The organism is Bartonella sp. AP150HLJHH (assembly GCF_042196385.1).
In the GTDB taxonomy this organism is placed as follows: Bacteria; Pseudomonadota; Alphaproteobacteria; order Rhizobiales; family Rhizobiaceae; genus Bartonella.
Map to the genome: position 1 here is coordinate 60,445 of NZ_JBHIQC010000004.1, position 18,846 is coordinate 79,290.

Annotated in this window: 15 protein-coding genes, 1 tRNA gene and 2 pseudogenes; 5 read left to right on the top strand and 13 right to left on the bottom strand. The window is 34.4% G+C overall.

Going from position 1 to position 18,846, the window contains the following annotated elements; all coding sequences use genetic code 11:
- Positions 1–10 precede the first annotated feature (10 nt).
- Positions 11–1,057 (top strand): enoyl-CoA hydratase/isomerase family protein, encoded by a 1,047-nt coding sequence (locus ACFING_RS03155; RefSeq protein WP_375621253.1) that lies wholly within the window; start codon positions 11–13, stop codon positions 1,055–1,057.
- Positions 1,054–1,467 (top strand): DUF6163 family protein, encoded by a 414-nt coding sequence (locus tag ACFING_RS03160; protein WP_375629832.1) that lies wholly within the window; start codon positions 1,054–1,056, stop codon positions 1,465–1,467. Before ACFING_RS03155 ends, ACFING_RS03160 begins: the two co-directional genes overlap by 4 nt.
- A 271-nt stretch (positions 1,468–1,738) precedes the next feature.
- Here the strand turns inward: ACFING_RS03160 and ACFING_RS03165 are convergent, their stop codons facing one another.
- The 8 genes from ACFING_RS03165 to ACFING_RS03200 all read right to left on the bottom strand — a co-directional run bounded on the left by ACFING_RS03165 (position 1,739) and on the right by ACFING_RS03200 (position 10,292).
- Entirely contained in the window at positions 1,739–2,098 is a 360-nt protein-coding gene (locus ACFING_RS03165) for a hypothetical protein (RefSeq protein ID WP_375606871.1), read from the bottom strand.
- 109 nt (positions 2,099–2,207) lie between these two features.
- Positions 2,208–3,017 (bottom strand): MBL fold metallo-hydrolase, encoded by an 810-nt coding sequence (locus tag ACFING_RS03170; RefSeq protein WP_375621256.1) that lies wholly within the window; start codon positions 3,015–3,017, stop codon positions 2,208–2,210.
- Positions 3,018–3,027: 10 nt separating this feature from the next.
- Positions 3,028–3,801 (bottom strand): TatD family hydrolase, encoded by a 774-nt coding sequence (locus tag ACFING_RS03175; RefSeq protein ID WP_375629835.1) that lies wholly within the window; start codon positions 3,799–3,801, stop codon positions 3,028–3,030.
- A complete protein-coding gene (gene metG, locus ACFING_RS03180; protein WP_375629838.1) occupies positions 3,791–5,350 on the bottom strand; it encodes a methionine--tRNA ligase in 1,560 nt (519 codons plus the stop codon). Before metG ends, ACFING_RS03175 begins: the two co-directional genes overlap by 11 nt.
- Positions 5,351–5,426: 76 nt before the next feature.
- Positions 5,427–6,470, bottom strand: coding sequence for a DNA polymerase III subunit delta' (locus ACFING_RS03185; RefSeq protein ID WP_375621258.1), 1,044 nt, complete (start codon positions 6,468–6,470; stop codon positions 5,427–5,429).
- Complete coding sequence (tmk, locus tag ACFING_RS03190; RefSeq protein WP_375629841.1) at positions 6,467–7,111, bottom strand: dTMP kinase; 645 nt, start codon at positions 7,109–7,111, stop codon at positions 6,467–6,469. Before tmk ends, ACFING_RS03185 begins: the two co-directional genes overlap by 4 nt.
- Before the next feature lie 28 nt (positions 7,112–7,139).
- The gene (locus tag ACFING_RS03195; protein ID WP_375629844.1) at positions 7,140–8,303 is read right to left on the bottom strand and encodes a D-alanyl-D-alanine carboxypeptidase family protein; all 1,164 of its coding nucleotides are present in this window, start codon (positions 8,301–8,303) and stop codon (positions 7,140–7,142) included.
- A 1,089-nt stretch (positions 8,304–9,392) separates the two neighbouring features.
- Entirely contained in the window at positions 9,393–10,292 is a 900-nt protein-coding gene (locus ACFING_RS03200) for a septal ring lytic transglycosylase RlpA family protein (protein WP_375629847.1), read from the bottom strand.
- Between the two features lie 277 nt (positions 10,293–10,569).
- Between ACFING_RS03200 and ACFING_RS03205 the strand changes: the two are divergent.
- Positions 10,570–10,756: pseudogene (locus ACFING_RS03205) on the top strand (hypothetical protein); the annotation flags it as partial.
- Between the two features lie 90 nt (positions 10,757–10,846).
- Here ACFING_RS03205 and ACFING_RS03210 read toward each other — a convergent pair.
- Positions 10,847–10,922 (bottom strand) — tRNA-Lys (locus tag ACFING_RS03210).
- A gap of 1,204 nt (positions 10,923–12,126) precedes the next feature.
- Between ACFING_RS03210 and lexA the strand changes: the two genes are divergently transcribed.
- Together lexA and rimO are read left to right on the top strand one after the other, a co-directional pair.
- A complete protein-coding gene (gene lexA / locus ACFING_RS03215) occupies positions 12,127–12,831 on the top strand; it encodes a transcriptional repressor LexA (protein ID WP_375611918.1) in 705 nt (234 codons plus the stop codon).
- A gap of 461 nt (positions 12,832–13,292) precedes the next feature.
- The gene (gene rimO, locus ACFING_RS03220) at positions 13,293–14,606 is read left to right on the top strand and encodes a 30S ribosomal protein S12 methylthiotransferase RimO (RefSeq protein WP_375629851.1); all 1,314 of its coding nucleotides are present in this window, start codon (positions 13,293–13,295) and stop codon (positions 14,604–14,606) included.
- 531 nt (positions 14,607–15,137) lie between these two features.
- Here the strand turns inward: rimO and ttcA are convergent.
- The 4 genes and pseudogenes from ttcA to ACFING_RS03240 all read right to left on the bottom strand — a co-directional run bounded on the left by ttcA (position 15,138) and on the right by ACFING_RS03240 (position 18,726).
- Positions 15,138–16,013, bottom strand: coding sequence for a tRNA 2-thiocytidine(32) synthetase TtcA (gene ttcA, locus ACFING_RS03225; RefSeq protein WP_375629854.1), 876 nt, complete (start codon positions 16,011–16,013; stop codon positions 15,138–15,140).
- A gap of 267 nt (positions 16,014–16,280) precedes the next feature.
- Complete coding sequence (gene rpsD / locus ACFING_RS03230) at positions 16,281–16,898, bottom strand: 30S ribosomal protein S4 (RefSeq protein ID WP_273722651.1); 618 nt, start codon at positions 16,896–16,898, stop codon at positions 16,281–16,283.
- A gap of 170 nt (positions 16,899–17,068) precedes the next feature.
- Complete coding sequence (gene murI, locus ACFING_RS03235) at positions 17,069–17,896, bottom strand: glutamate racemase (protein WP_375629857.1); 828 nt, start codon at positions 17,894–17,896, stop codon at positions 17,069–17,071.
- Positions 17,889–18,726 (bottom strand): annotated as a pseudogene (locus tag ACFING_RS03240) (RNA methyltransferase). The gene murI and the pseudogene ACFING_RS03240 overlap by 8 nt, the downstream one beginning before the upstream one ends.
- Between the last annotated feature and the right edge of the window lie 120 nt (positions 18,727–18,846).

The following is an 18,846-nucleotide window of genomic DNA, read 5'->3' on the forward strand; positions in this document are numbered from 1 at the left end:
AGGGTGTGAGATGCAAATTAATTTTGGAGCAGATGATGATATTTCTTTTACGAAAGAAGGGCGTGCTGGTATTATAAAGCTCACACGTCCTTCAGCATTAAACGCTCTTAATCAACGAATGGTTTCAGCTTTAAAAAAAGCTCTCAGAACATGGGAAACAGATGATAATGTTTCTTGTGTCTTAATTGAAGGGGAAGGGCGTGCTTTTTGTGCTGGTGGAGATGTTGTAGAAATCTATCATATGGGGAAAAGTGCTGCTGCTTGTCAATACTTTAGAAATGAATATAGTTTAAATGCTTATATCAAACATTTTTCAAAGCCCTATATTTCTTTCTTAAACGGTATTTGGATGGGAGGAGGGGTAGGTATTTCTCTCTATGGCTCGCATCGAATTGTTACAGAAAATACAGTTTTTGCTATGCCAGAAGGTGCGATTGGATTTTTCCCAGATGTAGGTGCAAGTTTTTTCTTACCATCTCTTCCCAATCATTTTGGTATCTATCTTGCATTAACGGGCGCACGTATAAAGTGGGGAGATTGCTTAAATTTAGGATTAGCAACACACGCCGTTGCTGAAACTGAATTCGATATGATTAGAAAAGCTGTTATTGAGCAAGGAGATCCTACTTTAGCTTTAAACGAGCGAGCAATTACAAAAGACTATGAAACAAGTCATGAAATACGTTGTATTATTAACACTTGTTTTAGTGCCCATACCTTAGAAGAATGTCTCGAGTTGCTACATAAAAAAAGCAATGAAGATGTTTTATTTGCTAAAGAATGTTATGATATTTTGCAGTCACGTTCTCCGACAAGTTTAAAAGTTATCTGGAAACAAATGAAACAAAGTTCATCTCAAACGTTGGAAGATTGTATGAAAATTGAAAACCGCATAGCGTATCATATGATTCATTCACATGATTTTTATGAAGGTATACGTGCTATGTTAATCGATAAGGATAAAAGACCTCAATGGCAACCAGATAAACTTTCAAATGTGACAGATGAAATGGTAGATTCTTACTTCCAACCTGTTGAACAAGAGTTATTATTGTGAAAAATAATTCTCACAAACAGATTTCAAAAATCAATTTAATCTATAACTGTTACTTACGGTTTTTAGCATTTATTTGCTTAGTTCTAGGTATTTGTTATTGGATACGCCTTGTTGGGGTTTTTCCAGGTATTCTATGGCGTTTTGATCTTATGCCTTGGCAGTGGCAATTTGCATCAGCTATATTGGCCATTCTCTATCCTATTGCCTTAGTTGGACTTTGGATGTATTCACTATGGGGTATCATTGTGTGGTGTATTGCAGCGTTGATTGAAGTAATAACAATATATTATTCCGATTTTATTTATCAGCCATTTGTACCATTATTTCATGGAATATTGTTTTTAGCTTTTATAGTACTACAAATTGTAATTATTTTTTTTAAAAGAGTAAAAAATAAAAAAACATTGTAATTGAAATTTTCGAGCCAGAATAACAGGCTCGATTTTCGATCTTAGCTAACTTAAGTAGCTCATTTTAAAGCTTCACTTTTCTATAAAGTTCCATAATATATATTATGCGATAATATGATGCAGAAGATAAATCCTTTATCCAAAAAGAAAACCCTCCTTTAAAACATCATCATATTTATATCATACAATTTACTTTTAAAATAAAATTTGGTCTTTAAGGTATATTCCTTAAAGACCAAAAAATGAAATTACATATGATAAATAAGAAAAATTACTGTACTATTTTACAACGTTTCATACGTGCAAGATCACTCAAAACAGCATTACGATTATTTAAAGCCGAAATTTCATTGCTTTCACTGGATTTAGGATCCATAAAAAACAGAGCAGGTAAAAATACAACACCTGCCGCTGCTAAAGCTACATTTTTATTTCTTGCTGTAGAACGCTCTCTAATTGTATCATTAATCTGTCGTTTATTAGCAAAAAACTCCCGTTGAATATCGGTGCAACTCATTGATCCATCATGTAATGTTGTCGTTGCAATATTTTTTTCTAAACGCCCCCCACATGCTGTCAAGGAAACTGCTAAAACGGCAATACATACACCCCGCTTAAAATTCTTATACATAAAAACCTCATTTTAAACATAAAAAAGTGATATTTATGTCAAAAATAAAACAAAATAAAGGATAATCTTCAAAAAACTTTATTTAACGTAAAATATTGTATGAATAAGCTTATGCAGTTGTTTCGAAAGTAAGACCTTGATATGCAGGTTTTACATAGGATGGAACGTAATTTATAACCTTATTGTAATCCAGCGATCTGTCCATATGTGTGAGTATTGCTTGTTTCGGCTTTAAATATTCTATCCACTGTAATGCTTGATCAACAGAAAAATGACTCGGATGGGATTTAAATTGAAGAGCTTCAATGATGAGAACATCCAAATCCATTAATTTGGATAAAGTTTTTTCAGGAAATTCACTAACATCCGTACAATAGGCAACATTCCCAATCCGAAAACCTAAGGAATGAATGTTTCCGTGGTGTTGTAAATGTGTATTGACGCTTATTTCTCCGCCCTGCCCCTGAATAATAAATTGGCTATCTTCATTGATAAGATGCTCTTTTAAAATGGGAGAATAAGATGAATCTTCTGGAGTTTGAAAACAATATCCGAAAGCACTTTTGAGATGCTCTAGTGTAAATCTGTCCGCATAGATATCTATTAAACATTTTTGTGCAAGTGCATAGCTGCGTAAATCATCAATACCGTGGATATGGTCTGCATGAGAATGCGTGTAAAGAGCAGCATCAAGATGGCTTACACGCGCATCGATCATTTGTGAGCGAAAATCTGGACCTGTATCAATAACGATCGTTGTTTTGTCTCCAGAAGGTTTAATACGTTCAACTAATAAAGAACTTCTGTAGCGTTTATTTTTAGGGTTATTCGGATCACATGTTCCCCAATCACCATTAGGTCTTGGCACTCCTGGAGAAGGACCACAACCTAATATTGTAAATCGGTATTGATCACACATATCTTTTGCCTTATTTCATTTTGCTAAATAAACGAAAAGCATTACGCGTTGTTATTTGAGCTATTTCTTCAATGCTTAAGCCAATTGTTTCAGCCAAAACAGCTGCTGTATAACATACAAAAGATGGTTCATTTGTTTTTCCCCGATGGGGACTAGGTGCTAAGAATGGAGCATCTGTTTCCACTAACAAATGCTCATGGGGCACAATTTTTGCTATTTCACGGATTTCAAGTGCGTTTTTAAAAGTAAGAATACCTGAAAAAGAAATATAACCACCAAGTTCAATTCCAGCACGAGCAAGTTGCATTCCAGACGAATAACAATGAAGGATAAAGGGAAAAGCTCCTTCTTTTATCTGTTCACGTAATATTTTCTCCATATCGATATCGGCATTGCGTGAATGTATAACAAGAGGAATCTGTGTTTCTCGAGAAGCAATGATATGTTCATGAAAAACTTTCTTTTGCTCTTCTGGAGTAGAATAATCATAATGATAATCAAGCCCCCCTTCCCCAAACGCAACAATTTTAGGGTGATTCGAGAGCTGTATAAGCTCTTCCGCTGTAATATTTTGTTCTTCATGCGCATGATTGGGGTGTGTTCCAACGGAACAAAAGACTTGATCATAGCTTTGCGCAATGGCTAACAGTTTATCTAACTTATGAACATGGGTTGAAATTGTTATCATACGTTTAACGTCAGCATCTAAAGCCCGTTGGATAACATTATCCAAATCTTGTGAAAAGTCTTCAAAATCAAGATGACAATGTGTATCAATCAACATGATGAGTATCTTCTTTCTTCAAGATATAACGAGGAAAAATTGGTTCTGGTGGTGGAAGATCAAGCCCTTCTTGAATTTTTGAATGACTTATATGATACAATAACCGATCATCTTCAGCAACCGCAAGGCTATCAAGAAGTTTCGCTGCTGATTGGGGTATGAAAGGCAAAAGCATAATTCCTATTCTCCGCAAGATTTCTACAGTTATATAAAGAACTGTAGAAAATCGTTCTCGATCGTTTTTACGTAAACTCCAAGGTTGTTCGTTGGCAAAATAGCGATTGGCATCTGCTACAATTGAAAAAATAGCTGAAAGTGCTAAATGCATACTATAAGAAGACATAGCTTGGTGTACAGTTTCAAGTACTTGAAGAGATTGTTCTAAAAGCTGTTTATCTTGAGCTAAAAATGAAGCTGGTTTCGGGACTTGTGCATTACAATTTTTGGCAATCATAGACAAACAGCGCTGTGCTAAATTACCAAGATCGTTAGCAAGATCAGCATTAATACGGTTCACAAGGCTTTCATGACTATAACTACCATCTTGTCCGAATGGCACTTCACGGAGAAGGAAATAACGGACCTGATCAAGACCATAATGATCAACCATTTCAAAAGGATCAACGACATTTCCAATAGATTTTGACATTTTTGCACCACGATTAAGTAAAAAACCATGTGCAAAAATATTTTTAGGCAATTCAATTCCAGCAGACATTAAAAATGCCGGCCAATAGACTGCATGAAAACGAATAATATCCTTACCAATAATATGCGTATTTGCAGGCCAAAAATCACGTTTTTTTGAATTTTCATTGAAAAAACCTATTGCTGATAGATAATTTGTAAGCGCATCAACCCAGACATACATCACGTGCTTTGGATTCTCAGGAACAGCAATTCCCCAGTTAAAACTTGCGCGTGAAATAGAGATATCTTTTAAACCTGATTTGATAAAACTTATAATTTCATTACGCCGCTCAAATGGAGCAATAAAATCAGGATGTTTTTCATAATATTCAAGAAGAGCCTTTTCATAATGAGAAAGTCTAAAAAAATAACTTTCTTCTTCATTCCATTCAACTGGAGAGCCTAATTCTTTCTCACGACGGATGTTGTCTGCTCCAATTTCCGTATCTTTTTCTTCATAATAGGCTTCTTGGCGAACCGAATACCACCCCGTATAACGACCGAGATAAATATCGCCATTTGCTTCCATCTTTTTCCAAATTTCTTGACAAGCTTGATAATGGCGTTCTTCTGTCGTACGGATAAAATCATCGTTAGAACAATTTAATACTGCAAGCATTTTTTGAAACACCGCACTATTACGATCTGCAAGTTGCTGAGGTGTCATGCCTAATGCAGCTGCGGTTTGTTGCATCTTGAGACCATGCTCATCTGTACCAGAAAGAAAAAATACATTTTTTCCGTTTAACCGTTGAAAGCGGGCTAAAACATCGCTTGCAATGGCACTATAAGCATGTCCAATATGTGGAGCACCATTAGGATAAAAAATGGGAGTTGTTATGTAATATGTGTCACGCATGTCATACTCGTTGTAAAACGCTATAAATAGAAGATATAATGACATAACGCTTGTTCATCGCATTGTCACGGAAAAACTAATTCTCATGAATGATCTTATGAACTTTAAAAAGTAAGTTAATAACAAACTGCTTTTTATCGAGATTAAACAGTTGTATTTCCTCTATTTCTTGATGAATCTCCTGCCATTTTTCCGCATATTTTTTTGAGAGAAATAAGTCTCCCTTTTCAACGAGCATGATAGCTTTTTTTTGAATTTTATTAAGAATTTCATCACAAAATTGTTGAAATTGGAATGTAGAAGAAGCAGATGAAAATGTTTGTGCAAGAGTATGTACAATTGTTGCGTTACAAACAGGTTTCTCTAGGAGAGCATCAATTGTTTTAATAATTTCAAGACCGCCATGGCAAATAAGTAAAGCGGCTTTTCGAGGGCTTCCTTTAGATTTTTTAATAATCATTTCAATTGTTTTTTCATCAGGTAAATCCTGATCGGCGAAAATATGTATAATAACTTTTTTCATTTCATCGTTATTCAACGGACGAAAAGAAATTTTTTGACACCGTGAATGGATTGTTGGAAGCAATTTTCCTGAAGAATGTGCGATAATAACAAATAACGTTTTTGTAGGTGGTTCTTCAAGTATTTTGAGAATTGCATTTGCTGCATTTCTATTCATATCATCTGCAGAATCAATAATAACAATACGCCATCCATTATCTTGCGATGTTCGACTTAAAAAATGCATAATATCACGGATATCATCAACGAGTATTCCTGTTTTAAACTTTTGCGTTTTCACATCAAATCGACGTGAAATATACAAAAGACCAGGGTGACTTCCTTGTGTAATTTGGCGCCATGGGGTAGAATAAGGATCGGGTTTGAAGAAAGAACTCTGTTGAAAACTTAAAATGTTCCAAGCAAGATGAAAGGCTAATGTAGCCTTTCCAATCCCGTATTCTCCTTCAAATAATAATGCATGATGCAAACGCTCTTCTTTAAGCATTTGTGTCAAAAAATGACGCACATCCTCATGACCAAAGATAACATTGTTCTGGGATGGTGATAAAATTGTATCAATATCATCATATTGGCGTAAGGTATTTAAATTACTCATGAAAGCTGATCCAACAATACCTGATGACAAATATTTTTTATTTGATGAGCAATAGCTTCCACTGAGCCAGTGGCATCAATGACTCGAAATCTATGGGGTTCTTGTTTGGCCAATTGAAGAAAAGCCTGACGTCTTTGTTCTTGAATTTCCAACTGATCTTTTTCAAAATAATCAATTTCTTCTGTTTTTTTTCTTCGCAAATTTGCACGCTTCATACTACACATTGCTGGCATATCTAATAAAAATGTTAAATGAGGCAAAATACCATTGAGCGCAATACACTCTAAAACAGAAAGAAGAGAAGAACTGACTCTATTATTGAGTCCTTGATAAACGCGTGTAGAATCAATAAAGCGGTCACATAAAACGATTTTACCTTTTTGCAAAGAAGGTGCAATAACTTCATGAAAATGGTCGACACGTGCAGCTGTAAACAAAACAGCTTCAATCAACGGTCCATACTGTCGCGCCTGCCCCGACAACAAAATATGCCGGATTGCTTCTGCTCCTGGCGTTCCTCCTGGTTCTCGTGTTGTAACAACATCATAACCTTGGTGAGAGAGAGACTCAGCAAGTAAAGAAATCTGCACCGTTTTTCCTACCCCCTCCCCTCCTTCGAATGTAATAAAATAACCTGACACGTATGACCTTAACCTTATTAGCGCGTAACTACAAATATTTCCGTAACCATCCAATTGTTATTTCATAGAATGCATCTTTTACTTTTGTAAAGAAACTTCCTTTCTGAACATTCACTTCAGCAAAAACTGGTTTTTCCAAAAGAACCTTATTATCTTCTAGAATTTGAATAACGCCAACGGATTGCCCTGAAACGATGGGGGCTTTCAATGGACCATGATATTTAATTTTTGCTTTAACATTAACTTCTTTTTCATTGGAAAGCATAAAACTTATCGGTGTTTTAACAATGAGTGGAACAAAATTTTTCTTACCACCGTAAACAGAAGCACGACCAACCGTTTCTTCTTTTGTGAAAATTGTTTTGAGATCAAATGCCGTCATCCCCCATTGAAGAATGCGTTCTATTTCTTTTGTATATTTTTTACCATCTTGCAAACCATTGATTGCTAAAAAAAGCCGTCGATGATTTTTAGAAATGGTGGCAACCATTGAAAAACCTTCTTTTTCACTGTAGCCAAAACCAAATCCTTCTACACCAATTTCCTTAGAAATAAGAGGGTTTTTATTACGTTGAAAAATATTATTCCATGTAAAATGAGGCTCACAATAAAGTGCATAATAATCCGGATATTCCTGAACAATATGACGTGCTAATATAATCATATCACGCACAGTTACAAATTGTCCCTCTTCCGGTAGCCCTGTAGCATTAACAAAATGACTCTGAGATAATCCGATTATTTTTGCGCGCTGATTCATCAGTTTTACAAAATGATCTTCATGTCCTGATATTCCTTCAGCAAGAATAATAGCAGCATCATTTCCATTCACAATAATTAAACCACGTAAAAGATCAGAAACACTGATTTCTGTCTTTATCTTTGCAAACATAGTGGTTGTACCGGAAGGTGCTCCACCTTTGCGCCAAGCATTTTCACTGACCTTGAATTTCTGCGTACTTTTTAATAATCCTTTTTTTAATTGATGAAATACAACTTCTGCTGTCATCAATTTTACTAATGAAGCAGGAAAAAAAGGAATATCACTTTGTTTTTCATAAAGTATTGTCTCTGTATCATCATCGAGTAATAACAGTTGTGATGCGGGAGTTTGAAAATCTTGTGCTCTCCCCCACGTATCAAATGCCAATACTCCCCATAATATCAATAAGATCCTTAATGCTGTATACATAGCTGCTCCTCCCATCCCAAAGATCAACATAAAGAATCTTATATAGGAAAAAACTTTTTGATTTCTGAAAATTGAGGAATTATTTACAACTCATAAAAAGATTTTATTTTCATTTAGCTTTAGAAAAAATAATATGACACGTTTTTTATCTTCCATGTAGGTTCAATTTAACATTTTAAATGTATGAGAGACAAAAGATTTTTTCCTATTTTTATTGATAGTATTTTGATTTGTTATGATAAATTATCATTTTAAAATTGAAGCTAACTCAAAATACTGTAAGATTCTCTCATCCCCTCTTCTCATATTGAATTCATTAAAAATCGCTTACTTACGGGTCATAAGTAGGGTTCGTATATGGATAAAAATTATTAAAAAAGAGAGTAAAAATACTTCTTATAAACCTCTCAAGTGTTAAGAATTATCGCACAAAACATTGGGGGCTTGCAAAGTGTATGATGGTGTCGATTTATATCTTCATAAGAGTAAAGATGCTGATGTCTAAAGGCGTTAACAGTTATACCATTCACAGGCGCTGTCGCAAAATAGGCTTGTAGCGTGTTAAAGTATGTCTCTTTTAAATAAGTCCATGAATTGGCAATGTAAGTGTATTTTGTTTGAGACGCTCTGTTTTTCGTGAGGGAACTTACTCCATTAAAGAACATGATAAACAAAAGCATGAGATAATGCATAATCTTTTCATAAGATATTACCGTAGATACTTTAGTAAGATGCAAGGCCGAATCAAAAGAAAATATTTTTTTACTTGTTAAGCTTTTTATTCATCTCAAATCGATTGTACAAGTTGTTTTAGAGATTACACAAACAGACTGACACAATAATTTACCTTCGTCTAGCAAAAGCTATTACAGCAAGAAAAGTACACGCTTTATTAAGCAAGCAATATCATAAAACGACGAATAGACCAGCAATGGAGTGGAAAGGCCGTACTGAATTTATAATAATAGAACCCAACCACGCTTTTTGAAAAGGACAAAGCGCTTTAAGATAAAAATCCTACACTAAATCCGTAATTTCTTACCTTTTTTACTAGAAAATTATATAGATAAAAAATCAATGCATTTTTTCTTAAAACAGTTGTAGCCAATTAACCTTTGTTTTTTTGTTTAGCTTATTTATAGAAGCAACTTGATCGAATGGTATCGGCTTATCAACCATGATAGGACCAATTTCTGGCAATTTAACTGCAACAGTTTTATTACGTTGTTCTTGTTCAACAGCAGCTGCTTTAGCTAATTCTTTTTTGTTCCTTGTATTGCGCTGCTCTTTTAACAAAACAGTTTCTCTTTTTTTCGCAACATTTTCCGACGCTAATGAATATGGGGCAGCATTTCCAGGAGTATAAGAGGACATTAAATATGCAGCATCATAATAGCCAACAGGTGCTTCAGCAATATATTCTACTTTAACATCTGCGACCCCCCTATCTACATACCCCAATATTGCCGCAGCTTGCCTTGATAAATCAATGATTCTGTCTTTCATAAAAGGTCCGCGATCATTCACTCTAACAACGATTGAAGACCCATTTTTCAAATTAGTAACACGAGCATAGCTAGGTAAAGGCATTGTAGGATGAGCAGCAGTCAAAAGATTCATGTCATAAATTTCACCGTTGGCAGTTAAACGTCCATGAAAATCTGAACCATACCATGATGCTTCGCCAACACGTTTATAAGTTGGATCACTTTGAGGATAATACCACTTTCCTTTTATTTGATAAGGTTTACCAACAATCGCTCGTCCACGCTTTTTTTCTTCCGATTGATTCTTCTTATTAGATACTTGTTGAGGTAGTACAGAAGTGTTTACGTTAATTGGTTTATTATGATAGGAATCTTTTATTGAAAAATTCATAGTTTGGCTTGCGCAACAAGATACCAGTGACTGAGAAATGACGATCATAGAAAACAATTGAAGTGTTGGTTTAATCATAAAAGTAAATTTCTTTTTTCTATTTGAAGGCATCTATTCAGTCCACTTATTTCTGTTAAGTACTACTGTAAAAACCACGTCACGCTCTTTGTACGCAACGGAAGAATTTACGTTTTTAAATGATTCCCCTCGCGCATATACCACTCTTGAATTGGCCCCTTCTATCAAGAAATTAACGTATTGTTAACCTTTTTATGATCTTCATAAGAAATAAATGTACTATAGTAGATGTTAAAAAGAGTAAAAATTAAATAAATCAACATCTTATAGAAAAGTCATTTCATAATATAAAGTGTGAATAAGTGATGATTTTAGCAACTTGTTTTGCGAATCATGTAATGCAGTGGGTATTAAAAAATCAACCTATAGATTGAGAAAATTAGAAACCACATGTGCTGCCAACGCAGGTACAATCCTATCGTAATCTTAAAGCTCTTTTTTGTTGGACAGGAGACAGCATAGCATCGCTCTATTTCAAAACAGCTGATAGAAAATGACAGGTTATAGAATCAACAAAAAACTTCAAAAAGAATAAAAACAAGAAAGATTCTTAAATTTTTTATAGCCTATTGATATTAATTTAAATTTGGTGAGCGCGCAGGGATTCGAACCCTGGACCTACTGATTAAAAGTCAGTTGCTCTACCAGCTGAGCTACGCGCTCTCACACAAGCTATCTAGTTTGCAGAAAGTGAAGGGAACATACGGTTGACTTTCCATTTGGTCAACACCTTTTGGAAAAAATATTATTATTTTCTTCAGTTATCAATAATTTTCCGTTTTCGCCCCTTTACTTCATCATTGTATAAGTACTCTTTAATCTTCTTTTTGAAGTTTCAATAAAGGAAAAATTTCACTGCAAAATATTGCATAGATTCGAAGCGTTAAAATTATGAGCAATACCCCCTTCCCCTCACATGGGTTGTTGAGCATAATGGGTAGAGAAGAAAAAATACCTTTTATTATAATATTATTTTTATATCTTTATATTTTAGTGTTTAATTTTCAAATATGAATACAGCTTTATAAGATAATATATTGATTTATAATAATTTATTATTTTTCACTTGAGTGAGAAGTCTCAAATACTGTAAGCTTATCTCATTTCAAATCTTTTTTATATTGAAACAATAAAAAGCATTTTCTTGACCAATATAAGTGAGAGAATAAAACTATAAAAAAGAAATGAAAATACCTTTTATGCCTCCTTTCAATAATCAAAATTTATCGTAACATTAGGGTTCATGAAAATAGTATATAGCAGTTGACACGTTAGACCTGAAAATGGAACAATGAGCAACAATGGCATTTTGAGAGTATAATTTTATTTATGCATAATGAATATATAACGAAAGCCAATTTATCCTATAGAATAAAGTAGATATGAAGCAAAATTTAGTCTCATTGAAAATATCCCGAATGACTATAAATTGTGCTCACTATTAGAGCTGTAGATAATTTTACTAAGAATAAAAAAGCAGAAATAATATGCAGTATGTAAAATGATTTTAAATACCCATAGAGAGTTCTAAATATATAGAATGCCTTCTATTTAACTTTTTTATATCAGAAATTACAAAACATGTAGATATATTTTTAGAAGAAAAGGATAATACTGGTCATAAAATTTGGTGTTATATAATTCAGTCAGAACTATAAAGTATTTTATACATTATTTAATATTAATGTAGCTATATAGCTATATAAATAATAATTTAAATATATCTATAAATAAAAATATTGCTTTATTAAACGATAAGATCAAAAACAAAGAAAATAATTTTGATTTGGCGATAAAAATTGTAAAAGTGTTATATATACATGTATTTTTACTTTACTAATTTTTATTATTTTGATTGGAATATTGAATGCTAACATGTAAACAGTATGAGCTACTCTTGTTTATTCATAACCATATAAAAGAAACTGGTGTTCCTCCTTCTTTTGAAGAAATGAAAAATGCATTAGAGCTTTCTTCAAAGTCTGGTATTCATAAGCTCATTATAGCCTTAGAACAAAGAGGTTTTATACGTCGTTTGCCCAATCGTGCTCGTGCTGTGGAGGTGATTCGACTTCCTGAGAAAATAACATTTAACCTTTCTTTAGCACGTAAAATTTCTCCCAGTATAATAGAAAGAAATAAAAGGGAAATATCAAAAAGCTTGAGTCCCTTTGATGAAGAAGAAAAAAAAAATATCACCATTCCTATTATGGGACGTATTTCTGCAAGCGTACCCGCCTCTGCTATACTGCAACAAATAAACAGCCTTTCTCTTCCACTCGATATGGTTAATACAGGTGAGCACTACGCATTAGAAGTTAAAGATGATTCTATGATGGAGGCTGGTATCTTTGATAAAGATACGATCATTGTAAAACGTCAAAATACAGCAATAACAGGTGAAATTATTGTTGCGTTTATTGATAAAAAAGAAGCCACATTAAAACGTTATCGACGCAAAGGAGCTTCTATTGCATTAGAAGCCGCAAATCCTCATTATGAAGTACGGACATACGAATCCGAGCGTATAGAAATACAAGGAAAACTTACCGGACTTATTCGCAAATATTAAAAAATAAACCTTATAGTACGCGATAGATATCGCAGTAAGAAGCTATTGAGTATTTTTTTTATTGTGCCACACGCAATTGACTTCTTCTCCACAGCCAAAGGATGCCCCCAATTCGGTTTATAAACAATCCAGATCCTTATCGAGCGGGTTTCACTTTCCCTTCCCTCCATGTTCTTCACTTAATGCAAGGCTTGACAAGTAAGTTTTAAAATATTCACCACGTACTTTGAAAAGAACTTAAATGCTTTGAAGGAAGCTGTCTTATATCATCATCCTCAATAACGGAATTTTACGATATAATAAGACAAAATTGTATGCATGCATAAAAACACATAAAATTTTGTAGAAAAAAATCAAATAACTTTGTAACAGATTGTATTGCATAGGTATAAAAATAAAGAACATTATTTTTAAATTAATAAAAGCGCAACTCAATCATTCATAGTAATTGTAGGATCATCATGGTAGCACCTCGTATTAGTTTTGTCTCCCTCGGATGCCCAAAAGCACTCGTAGATTCTGAGCGAATTATTACACGCCTTCGCTCTGAAGGGTATGAGATTTCACGTCAACATCAAGGAGCTGATGTCGTTATTGTGAATACCTGTGGTTTTCTTGACTCGGCAAGGAGAGAATCATTAGCCAATATTGATGAAGCTCTTAAAAAAAATGGAAAAGTTATTGTAACAGGGTGTCTTGGTGCTGATCCTGATGCTATTCGCCAAACATATCCTAATGTATTGGCTATTACAAAACCGCAAGCTTATGAAAGCGTTATAGAAGCTGTTCATACAGCAATTCCTCCTGTTCATGATCCTTTTCTTGATTTAGTTCCTCCCCAAGGTATTCGTTTAACACCTCGCCATTACGCCTACTTAAAGATTTCTGAAGGATGCTCTAATCGGTGTAGTTTTTGTATCATCCCTACTTTGCGTGGTGATCTCACTTCACGTCCCATCAGCGATGTTCTTCGTGAAGCTGAAAAACTCGTGCAAGCGGGTGTAAAAGAACTTTTGGTTATTTCACAGGATACGAGTGCTTATGGTGTTGATCTTAAATATCTCGAAAATTCTTGGAAAGATCGTACAATCAAAACTAAATTCTTTGATCTTTGTCGCGAACTAGGCGATATGGGTATTTGGGTACGTATGCATTACGTTTATCCTTATCCCCATGTTGATGAAGTTATCGAACTTATGGCTGCAAAAAAAATTCTTCCTTATCTGGATATACCTTTTCAGCATGCATCACCAACTGTTTTGCGTCACATGAAGCGTCCCGCACTTATGGAAAAAACAAACCGTAGAATTGAAAAATGGCGGAAAATATGTCCAGATCTTACTTTGCGATCAACATTTATCGTTGGTTTTCCTGGTGAAACGAATGAAGATTTTAATATACTTCTAGAATGGCTAGAAGAAGCAAAAATTGAACGCGCGGGGTGCTTTAAATATGAAGAAGTAAAAGGAGCTGCCGCAAATGATTTGGGATTAGAAAATATTCCTGAAGAGGTGAAAGAAAACCGCTGGCATCGTTTTATGGCAAAACAACAACAAATTTCTACACATCTTTTAAAGAAAAAAATTGGAAAAAGACTCCGAGTGCTTATCGATGAAAGTCAAGGAAAAGTTGCCAAAGGACGTAGTCAGTACGATGCTCCAGAAATAGATGGTGTTGTCCATATATCATCACGACGCCCACTGCGTGTTGGTGAATTTGTCACCGTTAAAATCGAACAATCGGATGCCTATGACCTTTATGGTATAGCAGTTTAAAATTTAACTCCTTCCCTGTCCTCAATGATGAAGATTTCTATCAGCATTGGTTTATAAAAAAGCGACTTTTCATAACAAGAACCGATCATGTGACTTACTTCATGAGAATTTACGAGCAATCCTTACTCTGAATGTTTGCTATACACTCCCAAAATACCAAGCAGTTATATATTCTCTTAATTTAATGCCTTAAATGAGCTTTAAATGGCGGTGACGGCGGCGCAAAAGAATAAAATCCACAAGGCTCACCATTTTTAATTAACAAAAGAGCAAATCGACAACCTTACTATTTTCCCATTTTTCATATTACGACAGTCATTGGTTAGTGAAAGGAAACTTTTTTCAAGAGTGTTTTATGCACACAAGAATTTCCTTTGTGATATGCAAACGGATGTTTTTTATGGAAGCAATATAAGAGAATTTGAAACAAAACAATCTGACGATATTTAAATGAAAAAAAATAAATTATCATTATAAATAAGTCTCTTATCTTAAACTCTTTAAACTTATTTTAAAAATATCTAATTTTTATTAACACGTTTTAAAATCAAAGAATTTCTTATCAAGCAAATGACTTGGGCGTACATTTGTTAAAGCGCGAATCATCGTATCTTTACGTCCTGGCATTTGTCTTTCTATATTTTTCAGCATTTCTTTCATTGCATTACGTTGTAATCCATCTTGACTACCGCAAAGATTACAAGGAATAATTGGAAATTGCATTTCTTGAGAAAATTTTTCCATATCTTCCTCAGCAGCATAAACAAGAGGACGTAATACAAAAAGATCTCCTTCATCATTTTTAAGTTTTCCAGGCATGGCAGCTAATCGGCCACCGTGAAACAAATTCATAAAAAATGTTTCTAAAACATCATCACGATGATGACCTAAAACTAATGCAGAACATTCCTCTTCACGTGCAATACGATAGAGATTACCACGTCGCAATCGAGAACAAAGTGAACAATATGTCTGCGACTCTGCCAATTTATCTGTAACAATGGAATAAGTATCCTGATATTCAATACGATATGGAATTTTATAAGAACTTAAAAAGTCTGGAAGAATATGCTTAGGAAATCCTGGTTGCCCTTGATCAAGATTACAGGCTAGAATTTCAACGGATAAAAGACCTCGCCACTTTAAGTCTAAAAGAAGCGCTAATAAACCATAAGAGTCTTTTCCACCCGATAAAGCAACAAGCCATTTTTTCCCTGTAGAGAGCATAGAAAAATCATCCAAAGCTTGTCGCATATGACGTAAAAGCCGTTTGCGCAATTTATTAAATTCTACGCTTGAAGGAGCAACACGAAACATTGGATGACAATTATCTGCTTCGCTTATTAAAGGATCATCTCTCCCTTTGTTTTCTTCTATTGCCTGATATTCAACTGAAACATCATTCATAATACCATATCCTGCACAATAAACGGTTCGTTTTGCAAAGATAAAAACAAATATTAAAGCAAGCTTATATTTATGTTTTTTGAATTTATAAATTAGATACACAAAAAAGAAATGGAACTATACAAATTTATGACTATAAAACATAGCAATAAACTTAATATAGAACCATTTACAAAAAGAACTTATTAACTTCAAATATTGTAAGAATAACACAATATTTTGAAGTTATCATAATAGAAGAGAGAAACAATTTCTCTTACAGAAAAATTATCGAGAATAAAATTCAACAACCAGATTAGGTTCCATTTGCACAGCATAAGGAACATCTGCAAAAGCAGGAATACGTGTAAATGTTGCTTTCATCTGTTTATGATCTGCTTCAATATAATCAGGGACATCACGTTCTGCCAATTGCACTGATTCTAACACTAAAACAAGTTGTTTCGATTTTTCCCGAACCTCAATAACATCACCGGGTTTACAACGATAAGATTGAATGTTTGTGCGCCGCCCATTGACATTAACATGACCGTGATTGATAAATTGGCGAGAAGCAAAAATCGTAGGTACGAATTTTGCACGATAAACAACAGCATCCAAACGTGATTCTAACAGACCGATAAGATTTTCGCCAGTATCGCCACGTCGACGAGCTGCCTCTTCATAGGTTTTATGAAATTGTTTTTCTGAAATATCTCCATAAAACCCTTTCAATTTCTGTTTAGCGCGCAACTGAACCCCATAGTCAGAAAGTTTTCCTTTACGACGCTGTCCATGCTGACCTGGACCATAATCACGACGATTGACAGGAGATTTTGGACGCCCCCAAATATTTTCTCCCATACGACGGTCAATTTTATACTTTGTTGTTTCGCGTTTACTCATCGCATTTCCTTATAAAATAAAACACGAGATCTTAAGACCCCAAGGAAACGCGCCCTCCTCTGCCTTTAAATACTAAAGACTGACAGAATACCTTAACATATCAATATGCAAAGTTATCCACGGGACACGTCAATTAATGCTATTTTCTTGAAAAAATAGCTAGATCATCATTATTGGTCTCGTAACCCAAAGTCAACTCCTTTCATGAGTTTTAAGCCAAATCCTTTAAACAAATTCTCCGTTAAAGAAGTGATATTTTTCGATGTCAATAACGCAAAATCTTGATATTTCTTTATATATTGATGGTGTATCTTTCCCGACAATGGTAATAAAGATCTGATATGTTTGGCGATCGCTTTTGCCGGATCAATCCACTCAACGGACCATAAAGCATGATCACGAAAGAAATTAATCAAAAAAGGATAATGTGTGCAGGCTAAAACAATAACATCCGTATATTGTCCATTTTTTTCCACAAAACATGGCAGGATTTCTTTTCTTAACTCTTCTGAATCGATAGATTTTCCCCGTAAATAATCTTCAGCAAGTCCAGCTAGCTTTTTACTTCCCACAAGCTGAACATGACACTGTCCAGCAAAAGAGTTAATTAATTCATTTGTATAAGCACGTTTAACTGTTCCAGGAGTCGCTAATACGGAAATAAAACCAGATTTTGTTTGTTCAGCAGCTGATTTAATTGCAGGAACCGTTCCTACAAAAGGGACATGAGGAAAATTCTGTCGTAAATCTGCTATCATCAGTGTAGAAACAGTGTTGCAAGCAATCACACATAAAGCTGGATTGTAACGTGTTAAAAGATTTTTAAAAATCTTCAAAATACGCTCTTTCAAAATATTTTCTTTCCAATTTCCATAAGGAAATCCTGCATCATCAGCAACATAGATAAATTGCATGTCAGGGATAAGAATACGCGCTTCCCTGAATACTGTTAAACCACCAATACCGCTATCAAAAAAAAGAACAGGTCGTTCATCCATTAGTTTTCACACTTATTTTTAATTTTTTTACGATCACGCTCTTCCGGTGCTCTACTCCCTCGTGGATATTGTGGCGAAAAATGATCCAAAGAAGATATAATGCCTCGCAATAAACGAACCTCAGGTTCACTAAAGTTAGCGCGCGTAAAAACAGAGCGCAAATTTGCAAGCATTACTTCTTTACGTTCTGGTGGTCTAAAATACCCACGGATATTCAAAGCCTCTTCTAACTGAGATAAAAAACCATGGAATATTGTTTTATTTGCAGGTTCCATCTCTGCTGCACGAAATGCCGTATCGCTGACATTCTCTAAACCAGTTTTCATCCATTCGTAAGACATTAAAAGAACCGCTTGCGCAATATTAAGTGACGCAAAAGCAGGATTAACTGGAAAAGTAATAATTTCATCAACAAGGCTGATTTCATCATTTTCTAGTCCCCATCTCTCTCTTCCAAAGACAATCCCAGTCTTATGTCCGATACTTTCACGCTGACGTAATACGCTTGCTGCTTCGACAGCACTTTTTACAGTTTTAAATCCACATCTTTCACGTGCTGTTGTGGCAAAAACATAGTGTAAATCTGCAATTGAATCACGCAATGTGTTAAAAATCACAGCATTGTTAATGACATGATCAGCTTTACTTGCAGCAGCTCTAGCTTTTTCATTTGGAAACATTTCTCGAGGATTGACTAATCGAAGCTTAGAAAGTCCAAAATTTGCCATTGCCCTTGCGACCATACCAATGTTTTCAGGAAGCTGCGGTTCAACTAAAATAATAATGGGACCATTTGTTAAATTTTCACGATTCCTATTCGTTCCTGCCATCAATTTTACCTAGTTTCACTTAAACTATCTCCCTCTCCACTATTTTTACGAAACCTTTTTCACAATACTCTAATGCTGTTTAATAATAAATTATAGATAATCTATCTTTTCATTCAAAGA